Source organism: Nocardia xishanensis NBRC 101358, from assembly GCF_001613365.1.
Taxonomy (GTDB): Bacteria; Actinomycetota; Actinomycetes; order Mycobacteriales; family Mycobacteriaceae; genus Nocardia; species Nocardia xishanensis.
In genome coordinates, this window is sequence record NZ_BDCF01000017.1 from 39,612 (window position 1) to 62,417 (window position 22,806).

The 22,806-nt window shown below is 63.7% G+C and carries 58 protein-coding genes; 43 read left to right on the top strand and 15 right to left on the bottom strand.

The window, feature by feature from the left end; all coding sequences use genetic code 11:
- Positions 1–39: 39 nt before the first annotated feature.
- The 12 genes from NX1_RS15910 to NX1_RS15960 all read left to right on the top strand — a co-directional run bounded on the left by NX1_RS15910 (position 40) and on the right by NX1_RS15960 (position 4,891).
- Positions 40–1,062 carry a hypothetical protein gene (locus NX1_RS15910; protein ID WP_169812241.1) on the top strand — a complete coding sequence of 341 codons (1,023 nt, stop codon included), beginning with the start codon at positions 40–42 and terminating at the stop codon, positions 1,060–1,062.
- On the top strand, positions 1,059–1,289 hold the full coding sequence (locus tag NX1_RS15915) for a hypothetical protein (RefSeq protein WP_068059191.1): 231 nt from the start codon (positions 1,059–1,061) through the stop codon (positions 1,287–1,289). The genes NX1_RS15910 and NX1_RS15915 overlap by 4 nt, the downstream gene beginning before the upstream one ends.
- Complete coding sequence (locus tag NX1_RS36310; RefSeq protein ID WP_157119779.1) at positions 1,286–1,504, top strand: hypothetical protein; 219 nt, start codon at positions 1,286–1,288, stop codon at positions 1,502–1,504. Before NX1_RS15915 ends, NX1_RS36310 begins: the two co-directional genes overlap by 4 nt.
- A gap of 41 nt (positions 1,505–1,545) precedes the next feature.
- Positions 1,546–2,217, top strand: coding sequence for a hypothetical protein (locus NX1_RS15920; RefSeq protein ID WP_157119780.1), 672 nt, complete (start codon positions 1,546–1,548; stop codon positions 2,215–2,217).
- Complete coding sequence (locus NX1_RS15925) at positions 2,214–2,399, top strand: hypothetical protein (protein ID WP_157119781.1); 186 nt, start codon at positions 2,214–2,216, stop codon at positions 2,397–2,399. The genes NX1_RS15920 and NX1_RS15925 overlap by 4 nt, the downstream gene beginning before the upstream one ends.
- Positions 2,400–2,639, top strand: coding sequence for a hypothetical protein (locus NX1_RS15930; RefSeq protein WP_068059197.1), 240 nt, complete (start codon positions 2,400–2,402; stop codon positions 2,637–2,639). It abuts the gene before it with no gap.
- A complete protein-coding gene (locus NX1_RS15935) occupies positions 2,639–3,070 on the top strand; it encodes a hypothetical protein (RefSeq protein ID WP_068059199.1) in 432 nt (143 codons plus the stop codon). Before NX1_RS15930 ends, NX1_RS15935 begins: the two co-directional genes overlap by 1 nt.
- A 133-nt stretch (positions 3,071–3,203) precedes the next feature.
- Positions 3,204–3,419 (top strand): hypothetical protein, encoded by a 216-nt coding sequence (locus NX1_RS15940; RefSeq protein WP_068059201.1) that lies wholly within the window; start codon positions 3,204–3,206, stop codon positions 3,417–3,419.
- Complete coding sequence (locus NX1_RS15945) at positions 3,416–3,604, top strand: hypothetical protein (protein ID WP_068059203.1); 189 nt, start codon at positions 3,416–3,418, stop codon at positions 3,602–3,604. Before NX1_RS15940 ends, NX1_RS15945 begins: the two co-directional genes overlap by 4 nt.
- Positions 3,601–3,819: a hypothetical protein gene (locus tag NX1_RS15950; RefSeq protein ID WP_068059205.1), complete on the top strand. Its 219-nt coding sequence runs from the start codon at positions 3,601–3,603 to the stop codon at positions 3,817–3,819. The genes NX1_RS15945 and NX1_RS15950 overlap by 4 nt, the downstream gene beginning before the upstream one ends.
- Positions 3,816–4,202: a DUF6221 family protein gene (locus NX1_RS15955; RefSeq protein ID WP_068059207.1), complete on the top strand. Its 387-nt coding sequence runs from the start codon at positions 3,816–3,818 to the stop codon at positions 4,200–4,202. Before NX1_RS15950 ends, NX1_RS15955 begins: the two co-directional genes overlap by 4 nt.
- 395 nt (positions 4,203–4,597) lie before the next feature.
- Positions 4,598–4,891 (top strand): hypothetical protein, encoded by a 294-nt coding sequence (locus NX1_RS15960; protein ID WP_068059209.1) that lies wholly within the window; start codon positions 4,598–4,600, stop codon positions 4,889–4,891.
- A gap of 61 nt (positions 4,892–4,952) precedes the next feature.
- Here NX1_RS15960 and NX1_RS15965 read toward each other — a convergent pair whose 3' ends face one another.
- Both NX1_RS15965 and NX1_RS15970 read right to left on the bottom strand, forming a co-directional pair.
- Positions 4,953–5,201 (bottom strand): hypothetical protein, encoded by a 249-nt coding sequence (locus NX1_RS15965; protein ID WP_157119782.1) that lies wholly within the window; start codon positions 5,199–5,201, stop codon positions 4,953–4,955.
- Between the two features lie 161 nt (positions 5,202–5,362).
- On the bottom strand, positions 5,363–5,821 hold the full coding sequence (locus NX1_RS15970) for a hypothetical protein (protein WP_068059213.1): 459 nt from the start codon (positions 5,819–5,821) through the stop codon (positions 5,363–5,365).
- Positions 5,822–5,979: 158 nt separating this feature from the next.
- Between NX1_RS15970 and NX1_RS15975 the strand changes: the two genes are divergently transcribed.
- Complete coding sequence (locus NX1_RS15975) at positions 5,980–6,252, top strand: hypothetical protein (RefSeq protein WP_068059215.1); 273 nt, start codon at positions 5,980–5,982, stop codon at positions 6,250–6,252.
- Between the two features lie 111 nt (positions 6,253–6,363).
- Here the strand turns inward: NX1_RS15975 and NX1_RS15980 are convergent, their stop codons facing one another.
- The 13 genes from NX1_RS15980 to NX1_RS36320 form a co-directional block, all read right to left on the bottom strand.
- The gene (locus NX1_RS15980; protein WP_068059217.1) at positions 6,364–6,927 is read right to left on the bottom strand and encodes an HAD domain-containing protein; all 564 of its coding nucleotides are present in this window, start codon (positions 6,925–6,927) and stop codon (positions 6,364–6,366) included.
- Positions 6,928–7,388: 461 nt separating this feature from the next.
- Positions 7,389–7,751 (bottom strand): hypothetical protein, encoded by a 363-nt coding sequence (locus tag NX1_RS15990; RefSeq protein ID WP_068059221.1) that lies wholly within the window; start codon positions 7,749–7,751, stop codon positions 7,389–7,391.
- On the bottom strand, positions 7,741–7,872 hold the full coding sequence (locus tag NX1_RS38415) for a hypothetical protein (protein WP_281216530.1): 132 nt from the start codon (positions 7,870–7,872) through the stop codon (positions 7,741–7,743). Before NX1_RS38415 ends, NX1_RS15990 begins: the two co-directional genes overlap by 11 nt.
- Positions 7,865–8,293, bottom strand: coding sequence for a hypothetical protein (locus NX1_RS15995; protein ID WP_157119783.1), 429 nt, complete (start codon positions 8,291–8,293; stop codon positions 7,865–7,867). The genes NX1_RS38415 and NX1_RS15995 overlap by 8 nt, the downstream gene beginning before the upstream one ends.
- A 123-nt stretch (positions 8,294–8,416) precedes the next feature.
- Positions 8,417–8,641, bottom strand: coding sequence for a hypothetical protein (locus NX1_RS16000; protein ID WP_068059225.1), 225 nt, complete (start codon positions 8,639–8,641; stop codon positions 8,417–8,419).
- A gap of 1 nt (position 8,642) precedes the next feature.
- Positions 8,643–9,062, bottom strand: coding sequence for a hypothetical protein (locus tag NX1_RS16005; protein WP_068059227.1), 420 nt, complete (start codon positions 9,060–9,062; stop codon positions 8,643–8,645).
- Positions 9,059–9,196, bottom strand: coding sequence for a hypothetical protein (locus tag NX1_RS36315; protein ID WP_157119784.1), 138 nt, complete (start codon positions 9,194–9,196; stop codon positions 9,059–9,061). Before NX1_RS36315 ends, NX1_RS16005 begins: the two co-directional genes overlap by 4 nt.
- A gap of 17 nt (positions 9,197–9,213) precedes the next feature.
- Positions 9,214–9,705 (bottom strand): hypothetical protein, encoded by a 492-nt coding sequence (locus NX1_RS16010; protein WP_068059229.1) that lies wholly within the window; start codon positions 9,703–9,705, stop codon positions 9,214–9,216.
- A 50-nt stretch (positions 9,706–9,755) separates the two neighbouring features.
- The gene (locus NX1_RS16015) at positions 9,756–10,088 is read right to left on the bottom strand and encodes a hypothetical protein (protein ID WP_068059231.1); all 333 of its coding nucleotides are present in this window, start codon (positions 10,086–10,088) and stop codon (positions 9,756–9,758) included.
- Between the two features lie 220 nt (positions 10,089–10,308).
- Entirely contained in the window at positions 10,309–10,761 is a 453-nt protein-coding gene (locus tag NX1_RS16020; protein ID WP_157119785.1) for a hypothetical protein, read from the bottom strand.
- A gap of 112 nt (positions 10,762–10,873) precedes the next feature.
- Positions 10,874–11,074: a hypothetical protein gene (locus NX1_RS16025; protein ID WP_068059235.1), complete on the bottom strand. Its 201-nt coding sequence runs from the start codon at positions 11,072–11,074 to the stop codon at positions 10,874–10,876.
- Positions 11,075–11,097: 23 nt separating this feature from the next.
- Positions 11,098–11,490 (bottom strand): hypothetical protein, encoded by a 393-nt coding sequence (locus tag NX1_RS16030; RefSeq protein ID WP_068059237.1) that lies wholly within the window; start codon positions 11,488–11,490, stop codon positions 11,098–11,100.
- 99 nt (positions 11,491–11,589) lie between these two features.
- Complete coding sequence (locus tag NX1_RS36320) at positions 11,590–12,099, bottom strand: hypothetical protein (RefSeq protein WP_157119786.1); 510 nt, start codon at positions 12,097–12,099, stop codon at positions 11,590–11,592.
- Positions 12,100–12,219: 120 nt separating this feature from the next.
- Between NX1_RS36320 and NX1_RS38420 the strand changes: the two genes are divergently transcribed.
- From NX1_RS38420 to NX1_RS16175, 30 genes are all read left to right on the top strand, one after another.
- On the top strand, positions 12,220–12,342 hold the full coding sequence (locus tag NX1_RS38420; RefSeq protein ID WP_281216536.1) for a hypothetical protein: 123 nt from the start codon (positions 12,220–12,222) through the stop codon (positions 12,340–12,342).
- Complete coding sequence (locus NX1_RS16040; protein WP_068059241.1) at positions 12,339–12,650, top strand: hypothetical protein; 312 nt, start codon at positions 12,339–12,341, stop codon at positions 12,648–12,650. The genes NX1_RS38420 and NX1_RS16040 overlap by 4 nt, the downstream gene beginning before the upstream one ends.
- Positions 12,651–12,661: 11 nt before the next feature.
- The gene (locus NX1_RS16045) at positions 12,662–13,027 is read left to right on the top strand and encodes a hypothetical protein (RefSeq protein WP_068059243.1); all 366 of its coding nucleotides are present in this window, start codon (positions 12,662–12,664) and stop codon (positions 13,025–13,027) included.
- On the top strand, positions 13,024–13,488 hold the full coding sequence (locus tag NX1_RS16050; protein WP_068059245.1) for a hypothetical protein: 465 nt from the start codon (positions 13,024–13,026) through the stop codon (positions 13,486–13,488). Before NX1_RS16045 ends, NX1_RS16050 begins: the two co-directional genes overlap by 4 nt.
- Positions 13,485–13,727: a hypothetical protein gene (locus NX1_RS16055; RefSeq protein ID WP_169812242.1), complete on the top strand. Its 243-nt coding sequence runs from the start codon at positions 13,485–13,487 to the stop codon at positions 13,725–13,727. Before NX1_RS16050 ends, NX1_RS16055 begins: the two co-directional genes overlap by 4 nt.
- Complete coding sequence (locus NX1_RS16060; protein WP_068059249.1) at positions 13,724–13,921, top strand: hypothetical protein; 198 nt, start codon at positions 13,724–13,726, stop codon at positions 13,919–13,921. Before NX1_RS16055 ends, NX1_RS16060 begins: the two co-directional genes overlap by 4 nt.
- Before the next feature lie 154 nt (positions 13,922–14,075).
- Positions 14,076–14,600: a hypothetical protein gene (locus NX1_RS16065; RefSeq protein WP_068059251.1), complete on the top strand. Its 525-nt coding sequence runs from the start codon at positions 14,076–14,078 to the stop codon at positions 14,598–14,600.
- A complete protein-coding gene (locus NX1_RS36325; RefSeq protein WP_157119787.1) occupies positions 14,597–14,788 on the top strand; it encodes a hypothetical protein in 192 nt (63 codons plus the stop codon). The genes NX1_RS16065 and NX1_RS36325 overlap by 4 nt, the downstream gene beginning before the upstream one ends.
- Entirely contained in the window at positions 14,785–15,036 is a 252-nt protein-coding gene (locus NX1_RS36330; RefSeq protein WP_157119788.1) for a hypothetical protein, read from the top strand. The genes NX1_RS36325 and NX1_RS36330 overlap by 4 nt, the downstream gene beginning before the upstream one ends.
- Before the next feature lie 134 nt (positions 15,037–15,170).
- Complete coding sequence (locus NX1_RS16075; RefSeq protein ID WP_068059255.1) at positions 15,171–15,548, top strand: hypothetical protein; 378 nt, start codon at positions 15,171–15,173, stop codon at positions 15,546–15,548.
- The gene (locus NX1_RS16080) at positions 15,541–15,954 is read left to right on the top strand and encodes a hypothetical protein (protein WP_068059257.1); all 414 of its coding nucleotides are present in this window, start codon (positions 15,541–15,543) and stop codon (positions 15,952–15,954) included. Before NX1_RS16075 ends, NX1_RS16080 begins: the two co-directional genes overlap by 8 nt.
- Positions 15,932–16,423, top strand: coding sequence for a hypothetical protein (locus NX1_RS16085; protein ID WP_157119789.1), 492 nt, complete (start codon positions 15,932–15,934; stop codon positions 16,421–16,423). The genes NX1_RS16080 and NX1_RS16085 overlap by 23 nt, the downstream gene beginning before the upstream one ends.
- Positions 16,416–16,730, top strand: coding sequence for a hypothetical protein (locus NX1_RS16090; RefSeq protein ID WP_157119790.1), 315 nt, complete (start codon positions 16,416–16,418; stop codon positions 16,728–16,730). The genes NX1_RS16085 and NX1_RS16090 overlap by 8 nt, the downstream gene beginning before the upstream one ends.
- Positions 16,730–17,110 (top strand): hypothetical protein, encoded by a 381-nt coding sequence (locus NX1_RS16095; protein ID WP_068059263.1) that lies wholly within the window; start codon positions 16,730–16,732, stop codon positions 17,108–17,110. The genes NX1_RS16090 and NX1_RS16095 overlap by 1 nt, the downstream gene beginning before the upstream one ends.
- Positions 17,103–17,486 (top strand): hypothetical protein, encoded by a 384-nt coding sequence (locus NX1_RS16100; RefSeq protein ID WP_068059265.1) that lies wholly within the window; start codon positions 17,103–17,105, stop codon positions 17,484–17,486. The genes NX1_RS16095 and NX1_RS16100 overlap by 8 nt, the downstream gene beginning before the upstream one ends.
- Positions 17,487–17,535: 49 nt before the next feature.
- A complete protein-coding gene (locus NX1_RS16105) occupies positions 17,536–18,093 on the top strand; it encodes a hypothetical protein (protein ID WP_084501471.1) in 558 nt (185 codons plus the stop codon).
- Positions 18,090–18,368, top strand: a complete 279-nt coding sequence (locus tag NX1_RS16110; protein WP_068059269.1) for a hypothetical protein — start codon at positions 18,090–18,092, stop codon at positions 18,366–18,368. The genes NX1_RS16105 and NX1_RS16110 overlap by 4 nt, the downstream gene beginning before the upstream one ends.
- Before the next feature lie 21 nt (positions 18,369–18,389).
- A complete protein-coding gene (locus tag NX1_RS16115; RefSeq protein WP_068059271.1) occupies positions 18,390–18,578 on the top strand; it encodes a hypothetical protein in 189 nt (62 codons plus the stop codon).
- Positions 18,579–18,959: 381 nt separating this feature from the next.
- Positions 18,960–19,235 (top strand): hypothetical protein, encoded by a 276-nt coding sequence (locus NX1_RS16120; RefSeq protein WP_068059273.1) that lies wholly within the window; start codon positions 18,960–18,962, stop codon positions 19,233–19,235.
- Positions 19,236–19,256: 21 nt separating this feature from the next.
- Entirely contained in the window at positions 19,257–19,421 is a 165-nt protein-coding gene (locus tag NX1_RS36935; protein ID WP_169812243.1) for a hypothetical protein, read from the top strand.
- Positions 19,414–19,800: an HIT family protein gene (locus tag NX1_RS16125; protein ID WP_084501472.1), complete on the top strand. Its 387-nt coding sequence runs from the start codon at positions 19,414–19,416 to the stop codon at positions 19,798–19,800. Before NX1_RS36935 ends, NX1_RS16125 begins: the two co-directional genes overlap by 8 nt.
- A gap of 226 nt (positions 19,801–20,026) precedes the next feature.
- Complete coding sequence (locus NX1_RS16135; RefSeq protein WP_157119792.1) at positions 20,027–20,308, top strand: hypothetical protein; 282 nt, start codon at positions 20,027–20,029, stop codon at positions 20,306–20,308.
- On the top strand, positions 20,305–20,607 hold the full coding sequence (locus NX1_RS16140) for a hypothetical protein (protein ID WP_068059278.1): 303 nt from the start codon (positions 20,305–20,307) through the stop codon (positions 20,605–20,607). Before NX1_RS16135 ends, NX1_RS16140 begins: the two co-directional genes overlap by 4 nt.
- Entirely contained in the window at positions 20,594–21,004 is a 411-nt protein-coding gene (locus NX1_RS16145; RefSeq protein WP_068059280.1) for a hypothetical protein, read from the top strand. The genes NX1_RS16140 and NX1_RS16145 overlap by 14 nt, the downstream gene beginning before the upstream one ends.
- Positions 21,001–21,327: a hypothetical protein gene (locus tag NX1_RS16150; RefSeq protein WP_068059282.1), complete on the top strand. Its 327-nt coding sequence runs from the start codon at positions 21,001–21,003 to the stop codon at positions 21,325–21,327. The genes NX1_RS16145 and NX1_RS16150 overlap by 4 nt, the downstream gene beginning before the upstream one ends.
- Entirely contained in the window at positions 21,324–21,602 is a 279-nt protein-coding gene (locus tag NX1_RS16155; RefSeq protein WP_068059284.1) for a hypothetical protein, read from the top strand. The genes NX1_RS16150 and NX1_RS16155 overlap by 4 nt, the downstream gene beginning before the upstream one ends.
- Positions 21,599–21,985: a hypothetical protein gene (locus NX1_RS16160; RefSeq protein ID WP_068059286.1), complete on the top strand. Its 387-nt coding sequence runs from the start codon at positions 21,599–21,601 to the stop codon at positions 21,983–21,985. Before NX1_RS16155 ends, NX1_RS16160 begins: the two co-directional genes overlap by 4 nt.
- On the top strand, positions 21,982–22,215 hold the full coding sequence (locus NX1_RS16165) for a hypothetical protein (RefSeq protein ID WP_068059288.1): 234 nt from the start codon (positions 21,982–21,984) through the stop codon (positions 22,213–22,215). Before NX1_RS16160 ends, NX1_RS16165 begins: the two co-directional genes overlap by 4 nt.
- On the top strand, positions 22,215–22,583 hold the full coding sequence (locus NX1_RS16170) for a hypothetical protein (protein ID WP_068059291.1): 369 nt from the start codon (positions 22,215–22,217) through the stop codon (positions 22,581–22,583). Before NX1_RS16165 ends, NX1_RS16170 begins: the two co-directional genes overlap by 1 nt.
- On the top strand, positions 22,580–22,759 hold the full coding sequence (locus NX1_RS16175) for a hypothetical protein (RefSeq protein ID WP_068059294.1): 180 nt from the start codon (positions 22,580–22,582) through the stop codon (positions 22,757–22,759). Before NX1_RS16170 ends, NX1_RS16175 begins: the two co-directional genes overlap by 4 nt.
- Positions 22,760–22,806 lie beyond the last annotated feature (47 nt).

Below are 22,806 nucleotides of genomic sequence, written 5' to 3' on the forward strand. Positions count from 1 at the left end.
CCGTGGCATGGGCTCGCCATCACCCGACGCATGCGGGAAATGCGGTCGATCGGGTACGTCGACCCCGAATACCGGTACGCCGACGACGACTCACAGGTCTTGTGCCCCGGCTCGACGTTCGAAGGCGAATTCGAGCCGCCAGCACAGGCGCCCAACGGCTTGGCGGCCTTCCGGCAGCAGCTAGAGGAAATCAACGAGAGGTTCGCGGGGCTGGTTGGCATTCCGCCGCAGGCTTGGCGCAGCGGCGGCAGGATCTCCGGCAGTCGGGGCGGTGGGGGGCCTGCATCGTCCCCGATCATCGACATGGAGACCGTCAACCGACTCCGGAGCATGCGTGTCACCGCCACCTCTCCGATAGGTGTTCGCTACTACGACGGACTGTTCGACTACTTCGAAGTCGAAGTCGCGCGACACTTTCCCGGCGTGCAGGTCGACCGTGCCGACATGCGGCACGAGGAGCGGCCCCCACTGTCGTCGACCGCCCCGGCGATTATCGACATGATGTGGCGGCCCCAGTCGAACGAGATCGAGTTCATCGGCGGGCCACGGCACGGCGAAACCATGCCCGTGCCCGGACTCGATGTGGAGCTGTGCCCCGAGATCCGCGTACCACTGCCGGTCACGGTGATGCGAATTCGGGATTTCGATCCCGCCGCGCCGATCCAAGACAACATCATCCGCTACAAGCGTTTCGGCTGGAACCCGGAAACCAGACGCTGGGTGTACAGCACCGACAGTGATTGGCGCCCGGAATGCCGGTACTGCCGACGCCAGCCCGTGCGCAACCTGGCCGACAAGTACTGCCAGGGTTGCATACGGGACCTGATCATCGCCGAATCCATCTGGGAAGGCGAGCGGTACGCGCGCACGCACGGCATCCGCCAGCCTGTTGTCGCTATCGAAGAAAGCTACCTCCGCGGCATGGACCTGGAGAGGTTCCGGGTGCATGTCGTCAGCTGGCCGTGCGACAGCACCCAGTTGCTTCTCCGCCGGATGGCCGCACTTGCCGGCCGCACACTCGAATCGTTCTACGTCAACACCTCTGGAGAACAAGCAGCATGACTGATTCGATGAACGAACACCTGCACGACACCCTCACCATCTATGGCGAGACGATTTCCGCTCAGATTCGCGACTACACGCCGGAAACCAAACTGGTCCTGCATGTCCGCGATGACGCGCCCCGCTCGACCGAAAACGGGCACCCGTATGAGCTTCCGATCGGTGACGCGGTGCTGTTGCGTGACGTTTTGAACGCTGCCACGGAACGTGGGGAGCTTCCCGCATGAGCATCCGCGTGGAAGCCTACGAAACCCGAGTCAGCGAGAAATGGTTCAGCGCATCCGGTGCGGCGATGAAGCTCGGTGATCTGCGGGCCGTTGTCGCCGCATGCGAAGGGATGCCAGACGAAGCCAAGGTAGAAGCTGGCGGCCTGGACGCGACGCCAGACCGTGAACGCGTCTGGTTTAAGACGCTGCGCATCCGATCGGAGCAAGCAGCATGATCACCGCGTCAACGCAGAACCGGGGCGCGCACCCCAAGCCAATGAGCAACATCGAAACGATCCGTTGGCGGGAAGCGCAAGCCGCATACGAGATGCAGAACGTGCGCTACACTGCGGCCATCCCATGGGGCCTGCTCCCCGAACGCAGCCGCGCAGCCTGGCTCGCATCTCTCGACTGCCGCACCACCATGTTCCTCACCGTCGGCGGCCTCGGCGAAACCCATGTCTACGACTTCATCCAGAAAGTCGGCGCCCACGCTGAAAGCTTCAGCTGGGAACCAACACCGTACGCCGCGCCGATCGGATGCGTCTACATCGCTGATGTCGCGAACTTCACCGGCGACATCCGCGCACTGCTCGACGAACAACGCTGGACCGCGCCAGAACTGGTGAGTTTGACCATGTTCCGGGAGAACCACGGGCATTGGACGGTGCACACTTATCGGCCGAAGTTCTGGACGCAGTACGACATCGGGCAAATGCGTGAGATCGTCACACAGCCGCAGGACCTGCCGCAGACTGCTGCGGTCGAACGCACTGTGTCGGCGGAGGAGATCGAGAAGTTCTACGCGGGCAAACACTCGCGGTGGGACAACCCATTCGACCGGCTGAGCGACGTGAGCCCGGAACTGTGTGCCGCATACGCCGAGATCGACCGGTTGAACAGCGAACTGGAATATGCGCTGGCTACCGCGGATCGGGAAACCGCGTGAAGATGTCGGACGTGGTCCTGGAGTCGTGGCGGACAGGGCGATCCATCCGCGAAACCCTCGGGAAGCCACTGCCATCCGCTGACGCCGTCACAGGACCGACACCCGCGGGCGCCGACGTCCTCCGCCCGCACCTGGCCGCGTTCATCGACCTCGACGCGTACCTCACCGACCAAGGATTCTGAATGACCAGCCTTCAAAAATGCGCGGCCGACATCACTCTCCGTTTCCGCTCGTGGCGCTATCGGACTGTGTCCGACACCTGCCAGTGGGTCGCGCACCGCCTTCCCGCGCGGTTGCGGTACTTCGCGGCGATCGACGTCGGGGCATACGCAACGACCGGCCAGTACGACGACACCCTCGTGAACGAGCTGACCTTGATGGAAGCGGTCGACCGATTCGCGCGCGGTAAGGGCGTGAACTGATGCCGAGTAAGAAGAAGCTGCGGAAGCAAATCCGCTGGTATGAGAAGGCGTTCGACCGGTACGAGAGCATCATGCCGCGCTTGGAGTTCGAATGCGAGAAGGCATGCGGAGAAAATGACCGGCTTCGCAGCGATCTCGCGCAACTCCAAGCCGCCGCAGGACATCTCGTCGACGCGCTCGATGCACACCCTGGGTTGAGGGCCGACGTACACGAACACCGCACCGTCGTGCGTGCACTCCTCCGCATGGGCCAGGCGCCGAAACTCGCTGAGGCTGTCGAGAAGCCGCGCGCGTTCAGCTGGCCGCAGGTCAAGGCCATGAAGTTCGGCGAGCCCGGCACCGTCCTCCACAACACCGGCCGAACAGGCGGCGGCGCCACCACGTTCGGCACGTTCCTCGAAGGCCCCGCAGGCAAGGATGATGCGGCGTGACTTACATCCCGAAGTGGCGGACGACGCCCTGCTCCCGGTGTGGCACGAAGCATCCCGTGTACTGCGATATGTGCTTCATCGGACCGGCATGCCATGACCACGTTTGCAGTTGGCCGGACGACGAGGACGGGCGATGAGCTACACCGACAACAACGGGCCGCGGCTGTCGGACCTGATCGAGGCGTTGCAGAAGCTCCAGTCGATTCACGGGGATGTGTTGGTTACGGTCACAGACCCGTACGACGGGAAGCGATACCCAGCGGCCCTGGAGGTCGAGGTCGACGAGTTCGACCGCTTCGAGTCCATCCATGTACACCCTGGAGTCTGGCCGGGAGGATCAACACCATGAGCAGCCTGGAGTGCATCGGACAATTCGGCGAGTACGAGGTGTGGGAGTCGAGCGATCCGGTGCCGGAGTGGCACATCACGGACGAGGCCGGAAACTTCATCTTTCCAGGAGACGATGACCTGCTCGCCGCGCTGACCCTCATTGCCGATCGAAGGAAATCCGCTGCGGGAGGACCAACACCATGAGCGGCTACCGACTCACGTGGCGTAGCCAACCCGAACCCGGCATGTTCGACAGCATCGACGCCGCGAAGCAGTATGCGGAAGCCAACAGTCACAAGAACTCCAGCGACGACGCCGACCACATCACCTGGTACCAGGAACCACCTGGCGCGCGCGGCCTCTGGTGGGGCAGCGACGGATGCAACAACTGGTACATCTACCCAAGCGGGGAGCAATGACGCGGATCGAAGAGTTCATCGAAGCACGCTTAGCTGAAGACGAGGAATGGGCGCACGAGGTTGCTGCCGCGGAGCAGAGCGCGTCAGAAAGCCTTGTGTTGTTCGTCCGCCGGTGGCTGCCAGCCAGTTTCGGGAAGAAGCACCCCGACCCGTGGCCGCTGCCCGGTGACCCTGCACGCGTGCTACGTGAGGTAGCATCAATGCGGGCGATTGTCGGTAGGAAGGCTGGCGAACACCGCGAGCAGAACGGCGCCTGTGAGACCTGCCGCGACTTCGACTACCGCCGCGACTACGACCCGGTGCCCTGGCCATGCCCGACCTCGCGGTCTGTGGCGTCGATATGGGCGAACCACCCCGACTACCAGCCGGAATGGGCGACGTGAGCATCGAACAGCCCGTGTGCGCCGACTGTGAAGCACTCATAACCGGGTACGGCTCTCCAGACCGATCCTGCGACACCCACTGGACAGAAGACCACCCAGACGGGATCCGGATGCGGCTCCAACTCCTCGAAGTGGACCCGGATGTCCTGAAGAAGGTGGCATGATCTGCGAGCATGACGAGTCCCGAGATGCGAGCAGCGGTAGAACAGAAGGCTGCCGAGCTGGGCCCGATGCCGAAACGGATCGAAGACCGCCTGGTACACATGTTCGTGACGGCGATCCGAGCCAGCCGCGAACAGCGAACGACCACCGCACCATAAAGTGTCGGTGGCTGTCCCTATCCTGCCTGTGTCAAGCAACACCCAGCAAACCGGCCACGAGATGTGAGGGCAGCAATGGATTCCAGCACGACCCCGAACCATCCGATCGACATCGAACTTGCACTGGGCATCTACCTCAACGGCTTTCAATCAGGCATCGCGTCCACCGCCAGCGCCCTCGGTAAGGCCGGGGCCGATATCAGCAATGAACTCGCCAGCCAACTCGCCACCAGAATCCTCGCCAGCGTCAAAGCCGACCCGGCCGCGCTGGAAACGATGCGAGACCAGATCCGAGCAAACCTCGCTGGCGCCGACACCGGACCACAGGTGCTCAAACTGTACAAGTGGGATAACCGTCCCGGCCAGTAGCCGATCACCTTGCCCGCGGGTTCGTCCATCCGCCAGTACGGGATCTCGCGGGCAGTGCGTGTCATCGCGGCCGATCCGGCGCGGCGATTGCCTGCCGAACGTTCTGCGGCGTCACACCCCACATGCGTGCGACCGCGGAGTAGTTGCCCGTCTCCTCGTGCAATGCGCTCCAGGTTGCGCGTCGGCATGCGGCAACGACACTGCGGATCGCCAGCGCGCGTTCATCGAGTTCGGCAAGCAGGTCCCGATCATCGGTCGGCGCCAAATCGGCCGGGTCGATAGTGGCGCAGCGGTCGGCGACGTCGGCCAACCAGCGGGCGTGTAGAGCGAGAGATTCCCACGGATTGAGCTGTGAGTCCTGCGCTGTGTCGAAAGTGGCGAGCGGGTCATGCATTGGTTTCCCTCTCAGGGATAATGAAGGCGAGACCGGGGCGGTAAGCACGCCCCGGTCTCATCTCGAAGCGGCGGCAGTCAGGCGGTCGCGGCGTCGTTGAGTGCGGCGAGCTGCTGGGCGGGCACGCCGACCTCCAGGTACGGGCGGCCGTACAGCTCGGCGTTCCACAAGTCTTCAGGCACGACCAGGGCGTAGATGTCGGTGTCGGCGTTGTTCCAAGCGCCGTGCTGGTCGAGGAACGCGCGCACCTGATCGGTGTCGAGCGCGGGCGCGTCACCAACGGCCAAGCCGTACTCGACACCGGGCGCTTCGGTGGTGGTGTCGAGGATGACGATGTTGACGGTGGCGAGCTGGTGGCGCTCGACGATGGCCCAGAACTCGGCGGGCTCGATGGCGTCCACGTCGTATCCGCCGGTCGCCGTGTGGATTTCGGTGACGATGGCGTCGATGTCGTACTGGTCGCGGGACGCTGTGTCGGTGCCGTTGGCTTCGATGGCGGTGATGACGGCGTTGCGGGCGTCGAGGTTGGTGTGCATTGGGTCCTCCTTGGTGGGTGTGAACCTAGCTTAAACCCTAGGGTTTAAATCGGCAAGAGTTTTGCCCAAACCCGCGGTGTCGAAACATGTCGGTGCGATCCGATAGCCTCCGGGCAAGCCTGCGCACCCAACGATGTGAGAGCAGAGGAGGCCCCACAATGGCCGAAATCTCGACCCTGGAACAACTCAACGAGTTCACTCGATCCGGAGCGCTGAGGGCGACGATAACCGGCGACCTCGCCGCGCAAATCAACCGGACTGCCGGGCTCAGCCCTGCCGCGCCAATCACCATCACTCTCGACCGGAAAGAGCACCGGGATTGGAACCATGCCAGCCTTGGCGTAACCGAAGTTCACTGGGTGACTCTCGGTGGCGCCAGGATCGACCTGGGGCAGATTCTGTCCAGGCTGGGTGTAGCCGGGTTGGAGTGACATCGGGCGCATGATCGTCGCTGACGTTTGTTCGCTACCCTCATCGAGTCAATGAGCGATCAGCGACGATTACCCTGACTATGCCCCGAACCAGTTGGGTTCGGGGCATAGTCACGCCGCCGACCCTTCCGTATCGGCCGGACGCACAGCCCAGGCCGCCAGCGCCTCGAAATCCGCGTCCAGCAGACCCTTCGCCGGATCCACCCAATGCAGCAACGCCCGACCAGGATGCTCACGCTCCACGTACCGCCGGTCACGGACAGTCATTTCGTCGTCCACCCACACGAACGGGCGCCCGGCCGCATGCTCGACGAGTTCCGCGGTCTTGAAGAACGTCAAATCAGGCCCGAACCGCTTCGACGTCTGCCACTCCACAACCGGCAACTCCGGCAGGCCGATCCGCGGGCCAATCCACTCGTTCGCGTCATGCTCCCACGTCGTCGCCCACACCAGCTCGAACCGGTCAGCCAACGCCAACAGCTTCGGGCCATGAGCAGGATTGAGCCACACCCGCAGCTCTTTCACCTTCCGATGCGGCTTCATCTCCGTGCAGCGGGCAACCCAAGACGCTGGCAACAAGCGGTGCGTCTCATAGCCTTCCGGCCGCCGATGCGGTTTCGCCGCGAACGGGTTGAGCGGGCCGTCGACATCCAGGTACAGGAGCGGGCGGTCCATTACGCGGTCCTTCTCTTCAGCATCCGTTCTTTCCGCTGCTCATCGGTCGGTTCCGCCCAGGTATGCCACTTCACCTCCGGCGCCCACCGCTGAAGATGCGACTCACGGTCAACATCACACCAACGGCAGGCATTTGGACTTGGCAACGATGCGGATTTACTCATCGTTGTCTCCGTCGAATTCGTGGAGCGGCGCGTATCGGGCTACTTCTTCCGGGCTCGCCCAGCCGCCGTCCTTCCGCTTCCAGTTCAGCCCGTCGTCGGTGTGGCCGTAGCGTTTGGTCCAGATGTCTCCGTCCCGGTCTGACAGGAGTGCGGCGGCCGGCGCGTACCGCAACGCAAGCACCCATTCAGCATGCGTGACAGGCGATACCGTGATGGTGAGACTCAGCGGGCGGCTAGGCATGGTCCTATTCCGGGTCAGGGTTGATGGTGCGGCGCACTTTGACGGCATGCCAGGGCTCAGACCGCTTGGGGCGCCTCCGCATAGTCCGCCGCGGCAAGCAGCGCGACAGCCAGCGAACGGGCATCCGCAGGTCGCGGAACCGGGTTGCTCACCATGTCTTGGACGATCCGACCATCCGACGCGCGCACGGTGACGCGCGCCCGCGAATCGTGACTACTCACGGGCCAGCACTGTTGGCCCGCACCATCCAGCTCAGCATCCGGCAGCTTCACCAACGCATAGCCGCCATCGATGATGCGCCGAGCGTAGATCTCGGACTGTTCCCGGCGGGTCTGGATCTCGATAGCCTCACTGAGAGTCGACCACGTGGCCGCCCAGGCTTCCGGGTCGAGCAGCCGCGCCAGCTCGCTAATGTCCATCTCGTTCGTCCTGTTCTTTGCTCAGCACCTCGGCAAGCCCTGCTTCGATATCGAGGCTGTCGCGTATGGCATCGACGAGAGCCTCATGCTGATCGTGCAGCCACTGGTCCAGCTCACTCATCGCGCTTCTCCGGCTCTCGTGTGTGTTTCGGCGCGGTATCAACGATTTCGCCGAGCATGGCCAGCAGTAGTCGGCGGCCTTGCTCCGATAGCGCTGGATCGGTGCGGATCGCGGTCTCGCTATCCGATTCCTGCTCGGTCAAGACGATGCCCATGTCGGCGAGCACGGCGCGTGCGACCGTCGCGGGCGTGACCCCCAGGCCAGCGGCGAGCCCGTAGATGGTCGATCGGCTCAACGACGGGTTCTCGCCGGTAGCGACACGTCCGATATTGCTTTTGCCAAGCTTCTCCCCGGACGCCTCCGCACGGGCGACCATGTCCGCATACGACAAGTCGTTGAGTCGTTTACGCTGCTCAATCAACGCTCGAAGGTGCGACTCCTCACGCTTCCCGTCCATCGCGCCTCTCTCGTTCCTGTTCATGTTTCGGCTTCCGCTCATACTGCTTCCCAGACGGGATCGGTCGTGCCGCATTCGACGAACGGAGAGCTTGCCGGCGACGCCACGCCTCCAAATCCGGGCGGTCAGGTGGACGGTCATGAGCGGTCACAACTCGCCCCGCCTGCGTTTGCGTTCGCGTTCCCGCTCCTGGTGCTCGACGAGTAGTTCGCTCGCCCGCGCTTCCGCCTGGTCGCCGAACTCCCACTTGTGCTCCTCGCACAGTGCATACCCGGCGACGATCGTCACGGCCTTGTCGTCGATGGACCTCGGACGCGGTGCGCCGTACAGGCAGAGCGCGCATTCGAGCCCACCCGAAATAGTCACTTCCATGTCAGTCCTGTTCGGTGTCGTTCAGTTCGAGGTAGCGGGAAACCGCGGCTTGCAGTGCGCGAGCAGCATCCGGGCTCGGGCTGCTTTGGAACCGGTCAGCAGCGTCACGTGCAGCGCCCTCAACCGCTTGGCGCCGCGCCTCTTCTCGGTACTTCTCGACGGTGGGATCATCGTGCGGGGCGAGGTAGTCGCTGCGGCTCCACGCACCGCTGTCACGACGCAACCATGTCGCGCCGTGAAGTTGAGTGGTCCGGTTGATGTTGAACTTTTCGTCGCGCCCGTGGACGATGACGAGGACATCACGTTTACCGACCTTGTCGACGGTGGCTTCGGCGACAAGCTTCCCGCTATAGCCGAAGCTCGTGATGTATGCGACTTTCGCGCCCATGGTCAACCATTCGAGGCCGGGGGTGATGGTCACTCTGTGCCCTCGTCGTTGCTGTGCGGCTTCGTCAACTCCGCCAACGCTTTGCTTATCCCTGCGATCCGCTGTTCCGGCGTCTGCTCCATGTAGCGGCGGACACGATCACGGGCGGTGAGCTGGTCGTTAGACATGGCTTGATCCTCGCTCGTCAGGCGGCGTCGGCGTCGCGGTAGACAGTGACCGCATTGTCCGTGACGACCAGATCCCAGGTGTCGTCCGAATCTTCGCCCTGAGCGTGAATGACGCCGTTCACGACATGATCGAATGTGAAACCCTCAAACCCCGGATGCCCCTCGGCGCGCGCGCCACTGCGAAGGAAATGGTCGATAAGGTATCGCATCCAGACGTCCGCCTCATGGAACTTCTCGCCGCCATCCCATTCGATGGCAGTCCCATCCTCGGTCGGCACCCATTGGCACCAAAGGCTGGGTTGACCTTCGGGCGGGCAGTTGTAGTCGCGGATATCGGAGTCGTGCCCCTGACCGTGCCCCCATTGACCGTCCGTGCCATCCACGAAGTAGGGGCCGCTGGTGCGGTCCATGCGCCGCGTATCAGCGAACCGCAACAGGTAGGCGCGTTCGGTCTCGTTGAGCGGAGGTGTGACGGTCACAGAGCCTTCGAAGTCCGTCGTGTATCCCATGATTGGTTTCCTTGCGTGCGTCGGTCGGTTTGGGGGGAGGTGGTCAGAAGTCAGGCGGCGTGGACGTCGCGGCGGAAGAAACACGAGGCGCCCGTGACGAGCGACAGAGCCTTCTTCGCGCTGATGTCATGCCAGTCCTGGTAGTAGCCGCGGGCGATTGCCGTGAACAGTCGGTAGGTGCCCGTGCTGCGCGTGTGCCACGTCAGCGTGACTTCGGTGGTGACATCGCAGCCTTCCGGCAACCATTTCGCTCGGAACGTCACGAACGGGCTGTCGCCGCTGTTGTTGTGCTGCACGATGAACGACCGACCATGCGACAGGGCCGCTTCGATCAGTTCGGCGAGCGCCTTCGGTGGCGTGAACTGCGCGGCTTCGGTGGTCATGGGGTCGTTCCTTCGATTCGTAGTGGCTGGTGAACTGGCCGGGTTTGTTGCGCCGAGTCCTGGAGGCCGGTCCCTCCGCCCAATCGGGCTGCCCCGCTTACACTTTCATCGCTCTGACTCCTTTCGTGAGGTGTTGGGTTGGTGGCTGGTGTGGGTCGTGCAGGGGTTGAACCTGCTGCCGCTATCGCCATTCGCGGCACTCACCCGAGCGACCCTGGGGTTATGCGGCTTCGTTGCGATGTGCGCGCGCCAGGAAGCGGGCGTGTTCACGGTCCTCGGCGTACTTGAACCAGCCGCACAGGCACTGCGCTGAAGCGAGCATGGTCGACACATAGCGACCACACGACCCGTTCGATTTGGTCTTGTAACGCTCACCCGTGACCCGCTCATGAGTGCGGGTTCGGTGCTCACCGGTACCGGTCCAGCCGACCTTCGGCGCGGCGGGCAAGGGGAGAGCGGCGAGTGCATCCCACCCGGCGTTGGTCAGATAGACACCCCGGATGCGCTTGTCCTCGGCGTGACCCATTTCGATCAGTCGGTTGAGGGTTTGAGCCGAACCGGTGATCGCGCCGGAGTCGTCCACTGTGTCGAGGGCCTTCGCCATCGCGGGTGTTACGGCTGACATAGGGAACTCGCCAGCAGCGCTGAAAAAGCTGGTCGGAATGATGGTCATCGTGAACTCCTCGGGTTGGACGGTCGGGGCGTGTGGTGGCTGGTTTGTGGGGAGCGTCGTTGATCCGTTCCGCACGCCGTTGTGCGTCAACCAGCCACCACCATTCGGAAAGTCAGGCGACGACCGTGACGGGTGCGTCCCAACCGTCGAGATCCCACGTCGAGCCATCGGCGAACGTGACCTGAACCCAGCAGCCGTGATCGTCGGCGGCTTCGGTGACGTCGGCGACGACACGGCCTTCGACCGCGAGACCGCTGCGGGTGATTCGGTGACCGGCGCGGAGTCGGCTGACGGGGATAGTGGTCGTTCTCATCGGGGGTAGTCCTTTCGGAATAATCAGGCCGCGACGAGGTGCGCGGTCCGTGGGTAGGCACGCAGCCCCTCAGTTAAAGACGAGTCGGTGGGGGAGTATGCGAACACCTCGATCGGGCGGTCGTTGCGGACCGTCCACACACGCTGCGGGTCAACGCCGGTGAGCGCGATGTGCGCGGCCTTCACCTTCTTGCCGGCGTGCGACCCGAAGCGCCGCACCAGCTCTTCGTCGGCACCCAGTGTCCGCATGTGGGCGGTGATGGTGACCAGCGCGCCGCGGGTGATGGCTGCGGTGATGTCGGCACCGTTGAGGAACCGGACGACCGCCTGGGCGAGGAGGCGGCGCACGCGAGCGCGGAGGGCTTTCGCGGTGGCGCGACGCTGGGCGCGGGCTTCGCTGTAGGTGGTGCGGATCATCGCGGGGCTCCTTCGGTGTGATCTCGGCTACACGAACTACTGTACGCGTCGCATATAATGAATGCAACAGAATCGCATGAATGAGACATTGCGATTCGGCTACCGCTGCTCGTCCATACCCTCCGGCAGCGACGTCAGGATGTCCCCCAACATCACCGCAAGCGCCGGATCGCTATAGACCCGACCCGATTTCGTGTCCCGGACACAGAACTCCTGCCCATGCCGGTGTGCGCGCACCAGTACGGCCATGATCAGCATCGCCTGGTTGTACAGGTGCGACTTCGGCAGCCCGGTCAGCTCCGACAGTTCTGACGCATATCGGTGCGTGTACGGCGACTGCGTGAAGGTCAAGCGCCGTTCAGCGTCTTTGCGGCCGTTGCCGTTCGGTGAGCCGTTGGTGTGTGGGGCGCCTGGGCCCGCGGTCATGGCTGCCTGCCGCTCGGTGAGTGTTCGAGCGTCGATTTGGTGGTCATCTGGGGCCTTCCTGTGATGCGCCAACGCATGCAGAGGGCTGCGGGCGGGGGAGTGGAGGGCGCGCCGGCCGATCGTGGGCGGCGCTGCTGTCTCTTGACGGTACGTCTCGTGTGCAGTGAATGCAATCGCATGCATGAGATCGAACCGTTACCGAAGTTTCTCAGCAGTTCCTGTTGCGTCTAGTGAGCTGTATCTCATACAGTGAATGCAACGAACCGCTCCGGCTGGCACCGGACCAACCCGAAAGCGACACCCATGGACGACCGATACGAGTGGATCCCCGTCATCCACGAAACCTGCAACGGACAGGGCTGCCGCGACTGCGGCTTCACTGGCGAACTCACCGTCCGCATCAACCTCGACGAGGTGGCGGCATGAACCTCACCACCGTCGTACGTGACGTCCTCAACACCAGCGACTACCGCGTCACCGGCCACATCGGCGCAGACCACCTGTTCGCCGACGAATGCGACCACTGCAACACCGGGGCCACCGTCCTCATCGAGGCCACCACCAGCCACCAGCGCGGCGCGACCCGCGAAGGCCACATCTACTGCGTCGAACACGCCATCAACGCCATCGACACCCTCACCTGGGCCAGCGACGCCGACGAAATCGCCGTCACCATCCCCGCGAACCTCGCCGCCCTCGCGACCTTCACCGCCTCCCTCGACATCGCAGCCTGAAAGGCCACACCATGCGTACCTACACCGAAACCGACGTCCGCCGCATGCTCGGCCTGCCCGCGAAGGACCCACGCGTCGACTTCGAGAACGACTGGAACGGAAGCGAATTCAAAGACGCCGAGTGCGTCGTTGACAAGTGTCCTCACGTCAGCGCCGCCGTGTTTCTCGACTGGACCCGCCCCGGCTTCGACCCCGACACCGACCGGCCCAACCAACTCAACCTTGAGCAGTGGGCTCTGTGCTGGGAGCACGCTCGCGCCGACATCGCCGAAGCGCTCGACGAGACTGAGCCGTTCGCGCATGACGACGACGTTTACATCAAGGTCGTCGTCAACGGTTGGTACCTGGTGTACGGGCTCGGGCAGGTGGCGGCATGAGCGCCCGCATGTCCGGCGACGAGTACATGGAACTGCTGAAACAGCGTTCAGACGAATGGATGGCCTCACACTCGACCGTCCGGCCGAAGTTTCCGCCGCTGCTGACGTGGTTCATCCAGGACGGCGACGAAGACTTGGTTGACCCAGCCATCCTGGCCGCCCCCGAACCGAAGCCGAAGCCGGTTCGCCGTCCCCGCTACTACCGGCCCGCGTCGTACTGGCGGGACCAGATCGCCGAGATTGAAGCACGGATGGCACCGCTCACTGCGCCGCTGATCAACGACCGCGCGGCAGCTGGCGGAGTCGGTCTCGGCCCCAAGCGGACAGCCCGCATTCAGGCCAGGGAAGACGGCCGATTGCGGCGATACGTCGCCCTGCAAAAGCAGCTGGAGCACGCGAAACACATGTTGCGGAGCGCAGAGGTACGAGAGGCGCGCGCAGCAGGGAAGGCGGTGGCGTGATGATCACCCGGCATCCGGCAGGCCGCCCCGTCACCTACTACGGGGAGGAACCGATCACCGACCACGACGGGTACGCCGTCGAGGTCGCGGGGGAGGAAGGCACCGAATGGTGCCGCCTGCGCATCGCAACCGCGGTCGGGAGCCGCGTCCGTATCTCGGCTGAGCTCAACGAATCCGACGTCCGCGAGACCATCGCCCGCCTCGCCGCGTGGCTCGAAGATCACCAGGAGCAGAAGTGAACCCCAACGACATGTGGGATCCCGAGTTGGAAGCGCTCGCGCTCGTCATCTTCGGCGCCATCCACCGCAACGAAATCGGCACCGACCCCGCCGACGTTCGCGCCGAATGGCACGTCATCGGCCACAAAGAGCAAGCCAACTACATTGCCGGCGCGGTCGCCGCGTGTGCTCACGCACTGGAGGTCCAGCGGTGACCGATTGCAGGCACGAGCAGCAGGCCGCCGCAAGGTTCGCTCGCGCGGCTGACGAACTCCGCGCTATCGAGCACGACCTCCGGTGGAACAACCACGGTCAAGCCGCAGCCCAAATCGCCGCGCTCGCCGACCGATTCGAGAAAGACATCCAGCGATGACCGAGCAAAGAAGCATCAAGTACGCGATCCGGCAGCCAGACGGACGCCTCGTCTACGACTACCCCGGCAACGACCCCGAAGACGGCGTAGCGATGTGGATTTCGGCGAGCGAACGCGCCTACGTGTGGGACACGCTGGAAGAAGCCGAACAAGCACGCCGGGTGATCATCGAATACATCTCCCGACTGGGGTTCGGGCTCGCCTACGCGTTTCGTGCGCACTCACAGGTGACTCCGTTGCGGATCGTCACAACAGTTGAATTGCTCAGGTTGGAGGAAGTAGACGACCCGAAGGCAGATGCCGAAGTCGCAGACGTGACGGAACTGCGCACGTGGCCACGAGCCGAGGACGTGCCAATGGGTGTGAAGTTCAAAGGCATCGGCGAAGCCAGCATATACGTGTGGCAGCGCAGTGAAGATATCCGATTCGCGGTATCGACTACGCCCGAAAACCCATCCGCGGAATACCTTTACGAGCTGGACATCGCATACCCCGACGGTTTCGTGGAGGTACTGCCGTGAACAAGCCGTTCGTGTACCGCACACCTATTGGAGAGTGGGCCGTATCCCGCCCCACCGGACGCGACGAGTGGGAATGCGTCGCCACCTTCCCGGCATGGCAAAACGCGTTCAGCTACGCGCTTCGGCAAGCGACCAGCGACCGCGAGCGCTACCAGCCGTGGTGGCCGCCGAAGCGAGTTGCAGCATGAGCGCCCCGAAGCCTGGTGACCTGGTCGTCTGGTACGTGCCAATGCCGCCAGTCCGCTCCTACACGCAACCGGTCCAGCATCTCGTCGAAGCCATCGCAGTCCTCGACCACATCCGCCTCGTCCAAACCGGTAGGCCGACACAAATAGGCGTCTCCCGGTGGGAACCCGACGGCGACGGCGAGTTCGAGTGGACCGAAGTCGAAGCCCACGAACTCGATGAAGTGAAAGTGGCACTCGCCGCGCAATAGACCTCCCAGCTCGCCGCCGCGACCCACGAGAAACGCGCGCTCGACGGCCAGCACAGGAGGAGGGCGGCGGCCCGAGATCGACCCGCAATCTCTCGGGCCGCCAGCCCTACCAAGCCTCAACCAGGAGAACCGAAATGCCCGACACCATCCCCCTCATGCGTAAGGTGCTCGACCACCTCACCCAGAACCCCAAAGACCACGACCAAAGCAAGTGGCGGAAATGCGTTGCCGGATGGGTGATCCAGATCCACGGCGAGTACGGATTCCTCTACGACGACCGCCCCTACGCCGATGCGTCCGAAGTGATCGACTTCCGCACCGGCGAAACCAGCAACACCGAAGACGTCGCCGCCCGACTCCTCGGACTCGACCCGAACGAAGCCGCCGGCATGTTCGGTGTCCCGGAGCGCGACGCTCTCGACTGGCTCAGCGACCTCATCGCCGCCCACGACTCGAAGGTCCTCGACGCGCTCGCTGCCGACCTCGACGGGCGGGAGATCCGCCATGCCTGACCGCGACACCCTGGCCGACATCGTTCGCCAGCACGTCTCCTACGACCACCAGCAAGCCACCGTTGACGCCATCCTCGCCGCAGGCTGGCAGCCACCCGCACGAGTCATCGAATCCGTGGACGAACTCGACAGGCTCCAGTCCGCTCAAGCGCTCACCGACGCCCGCGATCGCTGGGAATCCGTGGTGCCAGCAGTCATCGAGGACGCCCGCGGGCACATCTACGAACGCGACGTCGACAACGTCGAGTCGGAACTCTCTGGTGGCCTGCCGCACGCGGGTTGGTGGAAGACCGGCACCGACAACGAGGACTACGACAGTTCCACGATCCCGCTGCCCGTGAAGGTTCTGCGGCGTCCGCTGCATGGAGGAGAGGAGATCACCGATGACGAACGATCGAATTGGTGAACTGGAAGCCGAAGTCGAACGACTCCGTAATGGCGGCAAAGACCGCGGCGAAATGATCCGGCGCCTCAACGCAATCGCGTTGGACGCGACCGGACTTCACGACGCCATCAACGCGGACGGCGACGGGGACTGGGCTGCGGTGTGGGAGAACGTCAGCGACCTCGGCGCCAACCTCAAACGTGCGCGCGCCCGCGTCGCCAAGTTGGAGGAGCAGGTTGAAGCCGTGGCGGGCGAAAAGTGGCAGGCGGTGCTGATCATCCGTGAACAAGCGCACCGTGTCGATGAGCTGGAGGAGTTCGTCACCGACCTCGCTCGTCACGGTCTGCGGTTCGACACCACACCGACGATGCTCTCCTACGAGCCGACCCAGCTGTACATCAAGCTGACTGGCTACCTGCAAGACGCCGACCGGCGTATCCGCGAACGCGCCCGCGCACTGATCGCTGCGGATGTGAATACCGATGTCTGACAGTTCGATCCGCAAGAATCTTGCGCGCGTGATGGCGGAATCGACCGACAGGCAGGCCCGTGAAATCGGCGGAGCCAGCTGGAACGAGACCGCGGCAGATGTCATCGCGGCCGGTTGGCGTCCACCCGCCAGCGTGGTCACTGACGCCGAGGCCGGCGAGCTTCCCAATGGGTCGGTGATCCTGCGCAACGGCAAGGCTTGGCAGCGCGACGGCTGGTGGTGGCACGCCGGTACCTCGACCAGCTGGGACCGGCCGTATGGGTCCGGCCCGATCACCGTCCTGCACATCCCCACCGAGGAGGCGTGATGGGCCACACGATCATCAAACCGATTCGCGACGAGGACTTCTACGTCGTCTACTCGTCTGTCGTGGATGCGCCGATCCAGTGCGGCACTCGCGCAGAGCTGGAGGCCACCTACGAGCACGCCGCAGCGGACCGGTTCGCCCGCGCGGACGAGCATGGCACGTCCTCGATGCATGGCTGGGATGGATGGGATCAGCAGACCATCACGGTGCGTGAAGGCTTTCGACCGGGCGCGTACCCGGCGAATGCCTGGTGCGCGAAAGTCGCACGTGCGGACCTCCGCAAATTCTGCGAATCCGTTGATGCCGACGGCTACTGGAACCCGCCCGAGGGGCTCATTACCTGGGACCTCTTCGACGAGGAGGGCGACGACGATGTGTGACCGCGACACCCTGGCCGAGTTGATCAACCTCCATCAACCAGCCGCTCGGGGGTTCTGGTGTTCGTGCGGGGAAGCGCTCGACTGCCATATCGACCAGCACCGCGCGGCCGTGGTGATCGCCGCAGGTTGGCGTCCACCCGCACGCCGCATCGAGACTCCCGCGGAGTTGGACGCGTTGCCGGAAGGTGCAGTCGTGCGCACCGCCGAAGGGCGGATCGCGGAGAAGACCTGCCACTACGGCGCCGCCGATCGTCACGGGTTTCGGTCCGACTGGGCGGAGACGCAGGACGACGACATCCCCATCGGCACTGACGAACTCGACGACCTGCCCGCCATCGTGCTGTGGGAACCCGAGGAGGTGACCAGCGGTGAATAACTACGAAGACTCCTACCGTGACTTTCTCGCCTACGCCGCTAGGCACGAGATGACTGTTCTGCACGATGACGGCCTGTACCGGCACATCCAGTTCGGGGCGCGCGGCAGTGTCGGCTGGTTTGAACTCGTCACCTGGCCTGGATATTTGGCGATCACCGGCGATTTCTATTCGTTCACGTTCGCGCGCATCTCGGACATGTTCGAGTTCTTCTCGGCATCCGGCATGGAGCGCATCAATCCTGGCTACTGGGCGGAGAAGCTGGTAGCCCGAGGAACGGACATCGAGGCGGTATCGGCAGAGAAGTTCACCACCGAGGTGGTCCGCTACTTCTGGGAGCGTCGCGAAGACTGGATCGGCGAGAACGCTGCACTGTTCCACGAGATCCGTGAGGACGTTCTCAGCCATGCCGGCCACGGTTCGGAGCGGTTTGCGCTCGACGACTTCCGTTACTGGTTCGACGACGGCACCCCGTTCACCTTCGAGGACTCGTGGGAATGGGACCTCAACGACTGGTCCATCCACTACCTGCGTGCCTGCCACGCCATCGTCTGGGGCATCAACAAATACCGCGCCGCCGCGGTCGAAATCACAGGAGCAGCAGCATGAGTTACATCGGCGGATACGGCAGCCGCATGTACGAGCGGCTTGAAGACCTCAGCGAACACGCCGACTGGATCGGCCGCAGCAGTAGCGGATACGACGACGCCATCAAACAGTACGTCGAAGCCTTACACACGGCCGCGAAAATCCGTGCCGCCGAACACCCAACCGTCACCAAGCCAGCCGAAGACCAGGCGCGCGGCCGACGCGTCGTCCCGATGCAACGCGGCATCGGACGCCGGTCCGCAGGCCGTCCACGCCGCGGCGCCCGAGCCGCATAACCAACCCCCGAGGTGAAGTAGTTGATCACGACCGAAACCGACGCCACAATCAAGCTCGAAGTCGCCGAAGGGAAGAGCGGCGCGAAATACGCGCTGCTCACCGTCGAGAACCACGCTGGCCGGATCGTCGTCGCACTCGACCGCGACCAAGTCCGAACCCACGTCGGCGACAGCGTCGAAGTCTGGGCCGAACTGGGCCAGTCCAGCTGACAACTGAACACAGCAAACCCTGACGGGGCGGGAGAAATCCCGCCCCGTTTGCTATCTCCAGCATTGTGTGCGCATACAGTGAATGATATTGTTTCCAGTGAACTCGACATTACCGCAAACCGGCAGCAAGACGACGAAACCATCGCCGACGCAAGCGAAAACCACTGCCACAAGCGCGAATACAATCCCCGATCTGGAGCACCCCATGAACAGCCTCAAACCCCACCCGCTCCTCACCCTCCTCGGCGTCCTCGCCGCAATCCCCATCCTCGCCATCGGCATCCTCATCGCCCCCATCATCGCGGCGGCCAAGCAGTGAGGCAGCTACCACCATCACCCTTCAAAGACGCGCCCTGCACGTCCGAAGAGTCGCGGGAATGGATGCGCCAGCACCGCGGCGCCTCCCAATGGGACTTTCGCATCGACGGCGAATCCGACTTCGCTGCGAAAGAGCGTCGGCTCCGGTCCCAACAGCTGTGCGGCTCATGCCCGGCCAAGGCGAAGACCGCATGCGCGAAGATCCACGCCGACTTGGTAACCGAGTATTCGACGTCGATCCCCGGCATATGGGCGGGCCGCATCTGGCGCGACGGCGACGACAGCCCCAAGACCCCTAACGTGATCCCGCTCTACACGCACGACGACCTCGCCGCCTAACCGTCCGAGGAGGACTCACTCATGGCTGACAACCAGCCGATCGACCCTCGGGAACCGAAAGGTGTTCTGCGGGGTCTGCAACACAAGCCGATGTACGAGGGCACCGTCTCGCACTCGGAGGTCGCGAAGCGGCGCACCAAGAACAAGGCCGCCCGCAAAGCGCGGAAGCAGCAACGACGTGGCTGAACGATCATGGCGCGGCCTGGCGCCCGACCTCCGTGACGGATGCGTGTTCTGCGACCGCATCGCCGCAGAAGACTACGAATACGAATACGCCGACACCGTCGTCCGGTTCACACCCCTCAACCCAGTCACGCCCGGACACATGCTGTTCCTGCCCGCCTGGCACGCCGAACACCCACACGCCGAAGCAGTCCGAGTGTCGATGAGCTACGCCGCGACGTACGCCAACAGCCAGGGCGAGGACTTCAACCTCATCACCTCCAGCGGACCAGCAGCCACTCAATCTGTCGCGCATATTCACTGCCACTACGTTCCGCGGCGACCGGGTGACGGCCTGCACCTGCCGTGGACCGGTCAGAAGAAACCGAGGGCCGCCGCATGACCGCCGCGACCCGGCTCCGCCGCGCCCGCAAGGCGTACCGGTGCGACACCTGCGCACTCCGCAGCATCAAAACCGGCCAACAGTACCTGGAGGGCACCATCTTCCCAGGGCATGACTCGGGTCTGGCAGACACGGTAGGGCATCCGGTGCGTCTCCGCGAATGCTTCGTATGCGCCGAGCGGTACGGACGCGACCACCTGTTCACAGACGACGAATGGCGGTGCCGATGACCGCCGCGACCCCGCCCGCGTTCGTCTACATCCAGCGCGCGGAGAAGCTGATCCACGAGCTGCCAGCAGGCACAGAGTTCGTGAACGCCGACATCTACGCACGCATGAAAGCGGCAGGCTGGCCTGACATGCCGGAACCCCGCCAGTTCGGGCCGATGCTGCTGCGTCTCCGCCGTGAAGGCGTCATCGAAAAAGCAGGAGTCCAGGCAACAGCCGCCCGATCACACGGAGGAGTCGCATCCGTGTGGCGCCGAACCCGAATGGAGAAGACGACATGACCGACCCGCAAACCCTGATGCGGAAACCGTGGCTCGCCGCCGAACCTCAGTCCATCTGGGACATCACCGGCGACTACCCGTATGGCGGCACCTTCACCAACTGTCTCGCCCTGGTGCTGCCGCTCCACGTTACCGACGGGCACTTGTTATTCGAACTCCTGCCGCCTGCTGCCGGGTTCAGTTCACATATCTCGCCTGACTGGATCACATCCGCGCGCCGCCTGATCTTGGTGGATGCGCAGAACCCGACCGAGGCGTACTTCGCTGACGAACAGGATTTCCTTGATGACCGATCGTGACCTCATCACCGAAGGGCGACGGTTGCTCGCCGAAGCCACCAACGGGCCATGGCAAGTCACCGATCTGCGCAATGCCGAGGACGGAAACCGGGACTGCCTGTGGGTTGATAGCTGGGGCGGCCCAGAAGTTGAGGGTGTGCCGCACTCTTACGCGACCGTCGCTGAGATGACCGAAGACGAAGGACTGCAAGTCATTTGGGGGCTCGCCGACGCCGAGCTGATCGCGTGGATGCGCAACAACCTCGGCACCATCCTCGACGAGTGGGAAGCCGCCCGCAACACCTACGAACAGTTGCAGCGAGACACCCAAGAAGGGTGGACAGCGATCGCCACCAAACAACAGCGGGACGCCCAGCTCATCGCCGACCTTCAAACGCAACTGCGAGGCGTGTCATGAACCCAACCCAACACGTCCTCACCCGCGTCGACACCGGCGGCAAATCGTATGCCGCGCAATGCCTGTGCGGGTTCTCCTCGGTCTCCTACAACCGGCAAAAAGCCGTCGCGAACCTCTACTCGCACGTCATCCACGCGAGCAAACCGGTCTGCCCGACACCGAAGAAGAAGGCGTACCCCAACCAGGTGCACGCGGAAAACGCCATCCGCAACTACATCCTCCGCCCAACACCTGGCGCCCGACCCGCACGCGCCTACCAATGCCCATCCGGACAGCACTGGCACACGACGAAAAACGTCGCCCGCGAAAGGCGCATCGCATGACCACCCAAACCCTCGAAATCGTCGACGGCATCGAACACCTCGACCACGAAGTGATGTGTGTGAGCAAGCTGCATCAAGACGGCGCTCGTCCGCCAGCGGAACTATTCATCGACCAGCACGGATGCCGCGACTACCTGTTCTGCGCAGCATGTGAGGCGCACGATCGGCGAGTGATCGAAGACGCGCTCGCGAATGGGGCCGACGTGTTTTGTATCAGGTGCAAGCAACAGTTTTGGGCGTACGGAAACCTGTACACGCGGGTGATGCCGCTGTGACCAGCAAGCAGAAGCGCAAGGGCGACGAGTTCGAGCGGCAGCAACGCGACTTCTACCGGCTCGCCGGATTCCCCCACGCCGAACGGACCCGCGCCGGATACGAGCGCGACGGCGGAGACATCCACCTCGACCCCACCGTAGGGCTGGCGCCCGGAGTGATCGCCCAATGCAAGAACGTCGTCACACCACGATGGACGGAATGGGTGACCGGGCTCCGCGAGCAGACCGAAACCGCCGGCGCCGAGGTGGGGTTCATCGCATGGAAGCGCCGCGGGGTCGGATGGCCCGGTGACCAGCTGGCGATCATGCCGATGACTGAATTCCTGGAGCTGCTGCGCCGCGCAGGCTACGGGCTGCCGCTGACCGACCAGGAGGCCGCGTGACCGCCGTCTATGACGAGCCCTTGTTGCCGCCGCCGGGTGAGCCTGCGACGTCACGTGACGAATACAGGATCACCTACCGGGACCCGGAAACCGGCGAAGAATTCACCCTCCTGTCGGACAGGGCGACGTGGTTGGAGAAACGCAACGGGCTCCGCAAGATGGGCTACCCCGTCGTCGTCCAGAAACGCCAAATCCACACCACCGCATGGGAACAAGTAGGGGACAAGTGATGGGCGACCGGCTGTCCGACGAACTGTTCGACGAGATCTCGCATGCAATCCCGTTCCCCTACATGGGCGGCGACTACCCCGAAAACCTCAGCCAGCAGGCACGGGAGTGGATCGGCCCGGACGGCGGAACCCTGTCGCTGCTGAACGAACTACGAGACGAACGCGCCCGCCTCGCTGAAGCCGTCCAAGCCATGAGTAAAAGCCGCATGATGGAACCGATCTACGTTTCCGCGGAGGATTTGCGTCTAGATTCGTCGGCGGCTGACTTGCAGGCGCTTGTCGCAGAGGTGCACAGCCTGGCGCTCATGCACTGGGACGCCGACTTCGGGACTGCGCTCCGGTACGGCGAAGGTGTGTGGCTGCATTGACGGTCGCGGAGTTGATTGCACGGTTGTCGGAGTTCCCGGCCGAGCTGAGTGTGCAGATCGAGTTTGAAAACCCGCTCGAAGACGGCGGATGCATACTCGAAAACCTCACTGTCACTGGGGTGAAGTTGGAGCAATCTAAGTTCCCGTGGCGCGGGCATACGGTCACCATCTTCTGAGCACGAAAACCCGGTTTGACTTGATCGATACGCTTCATTTGAACACG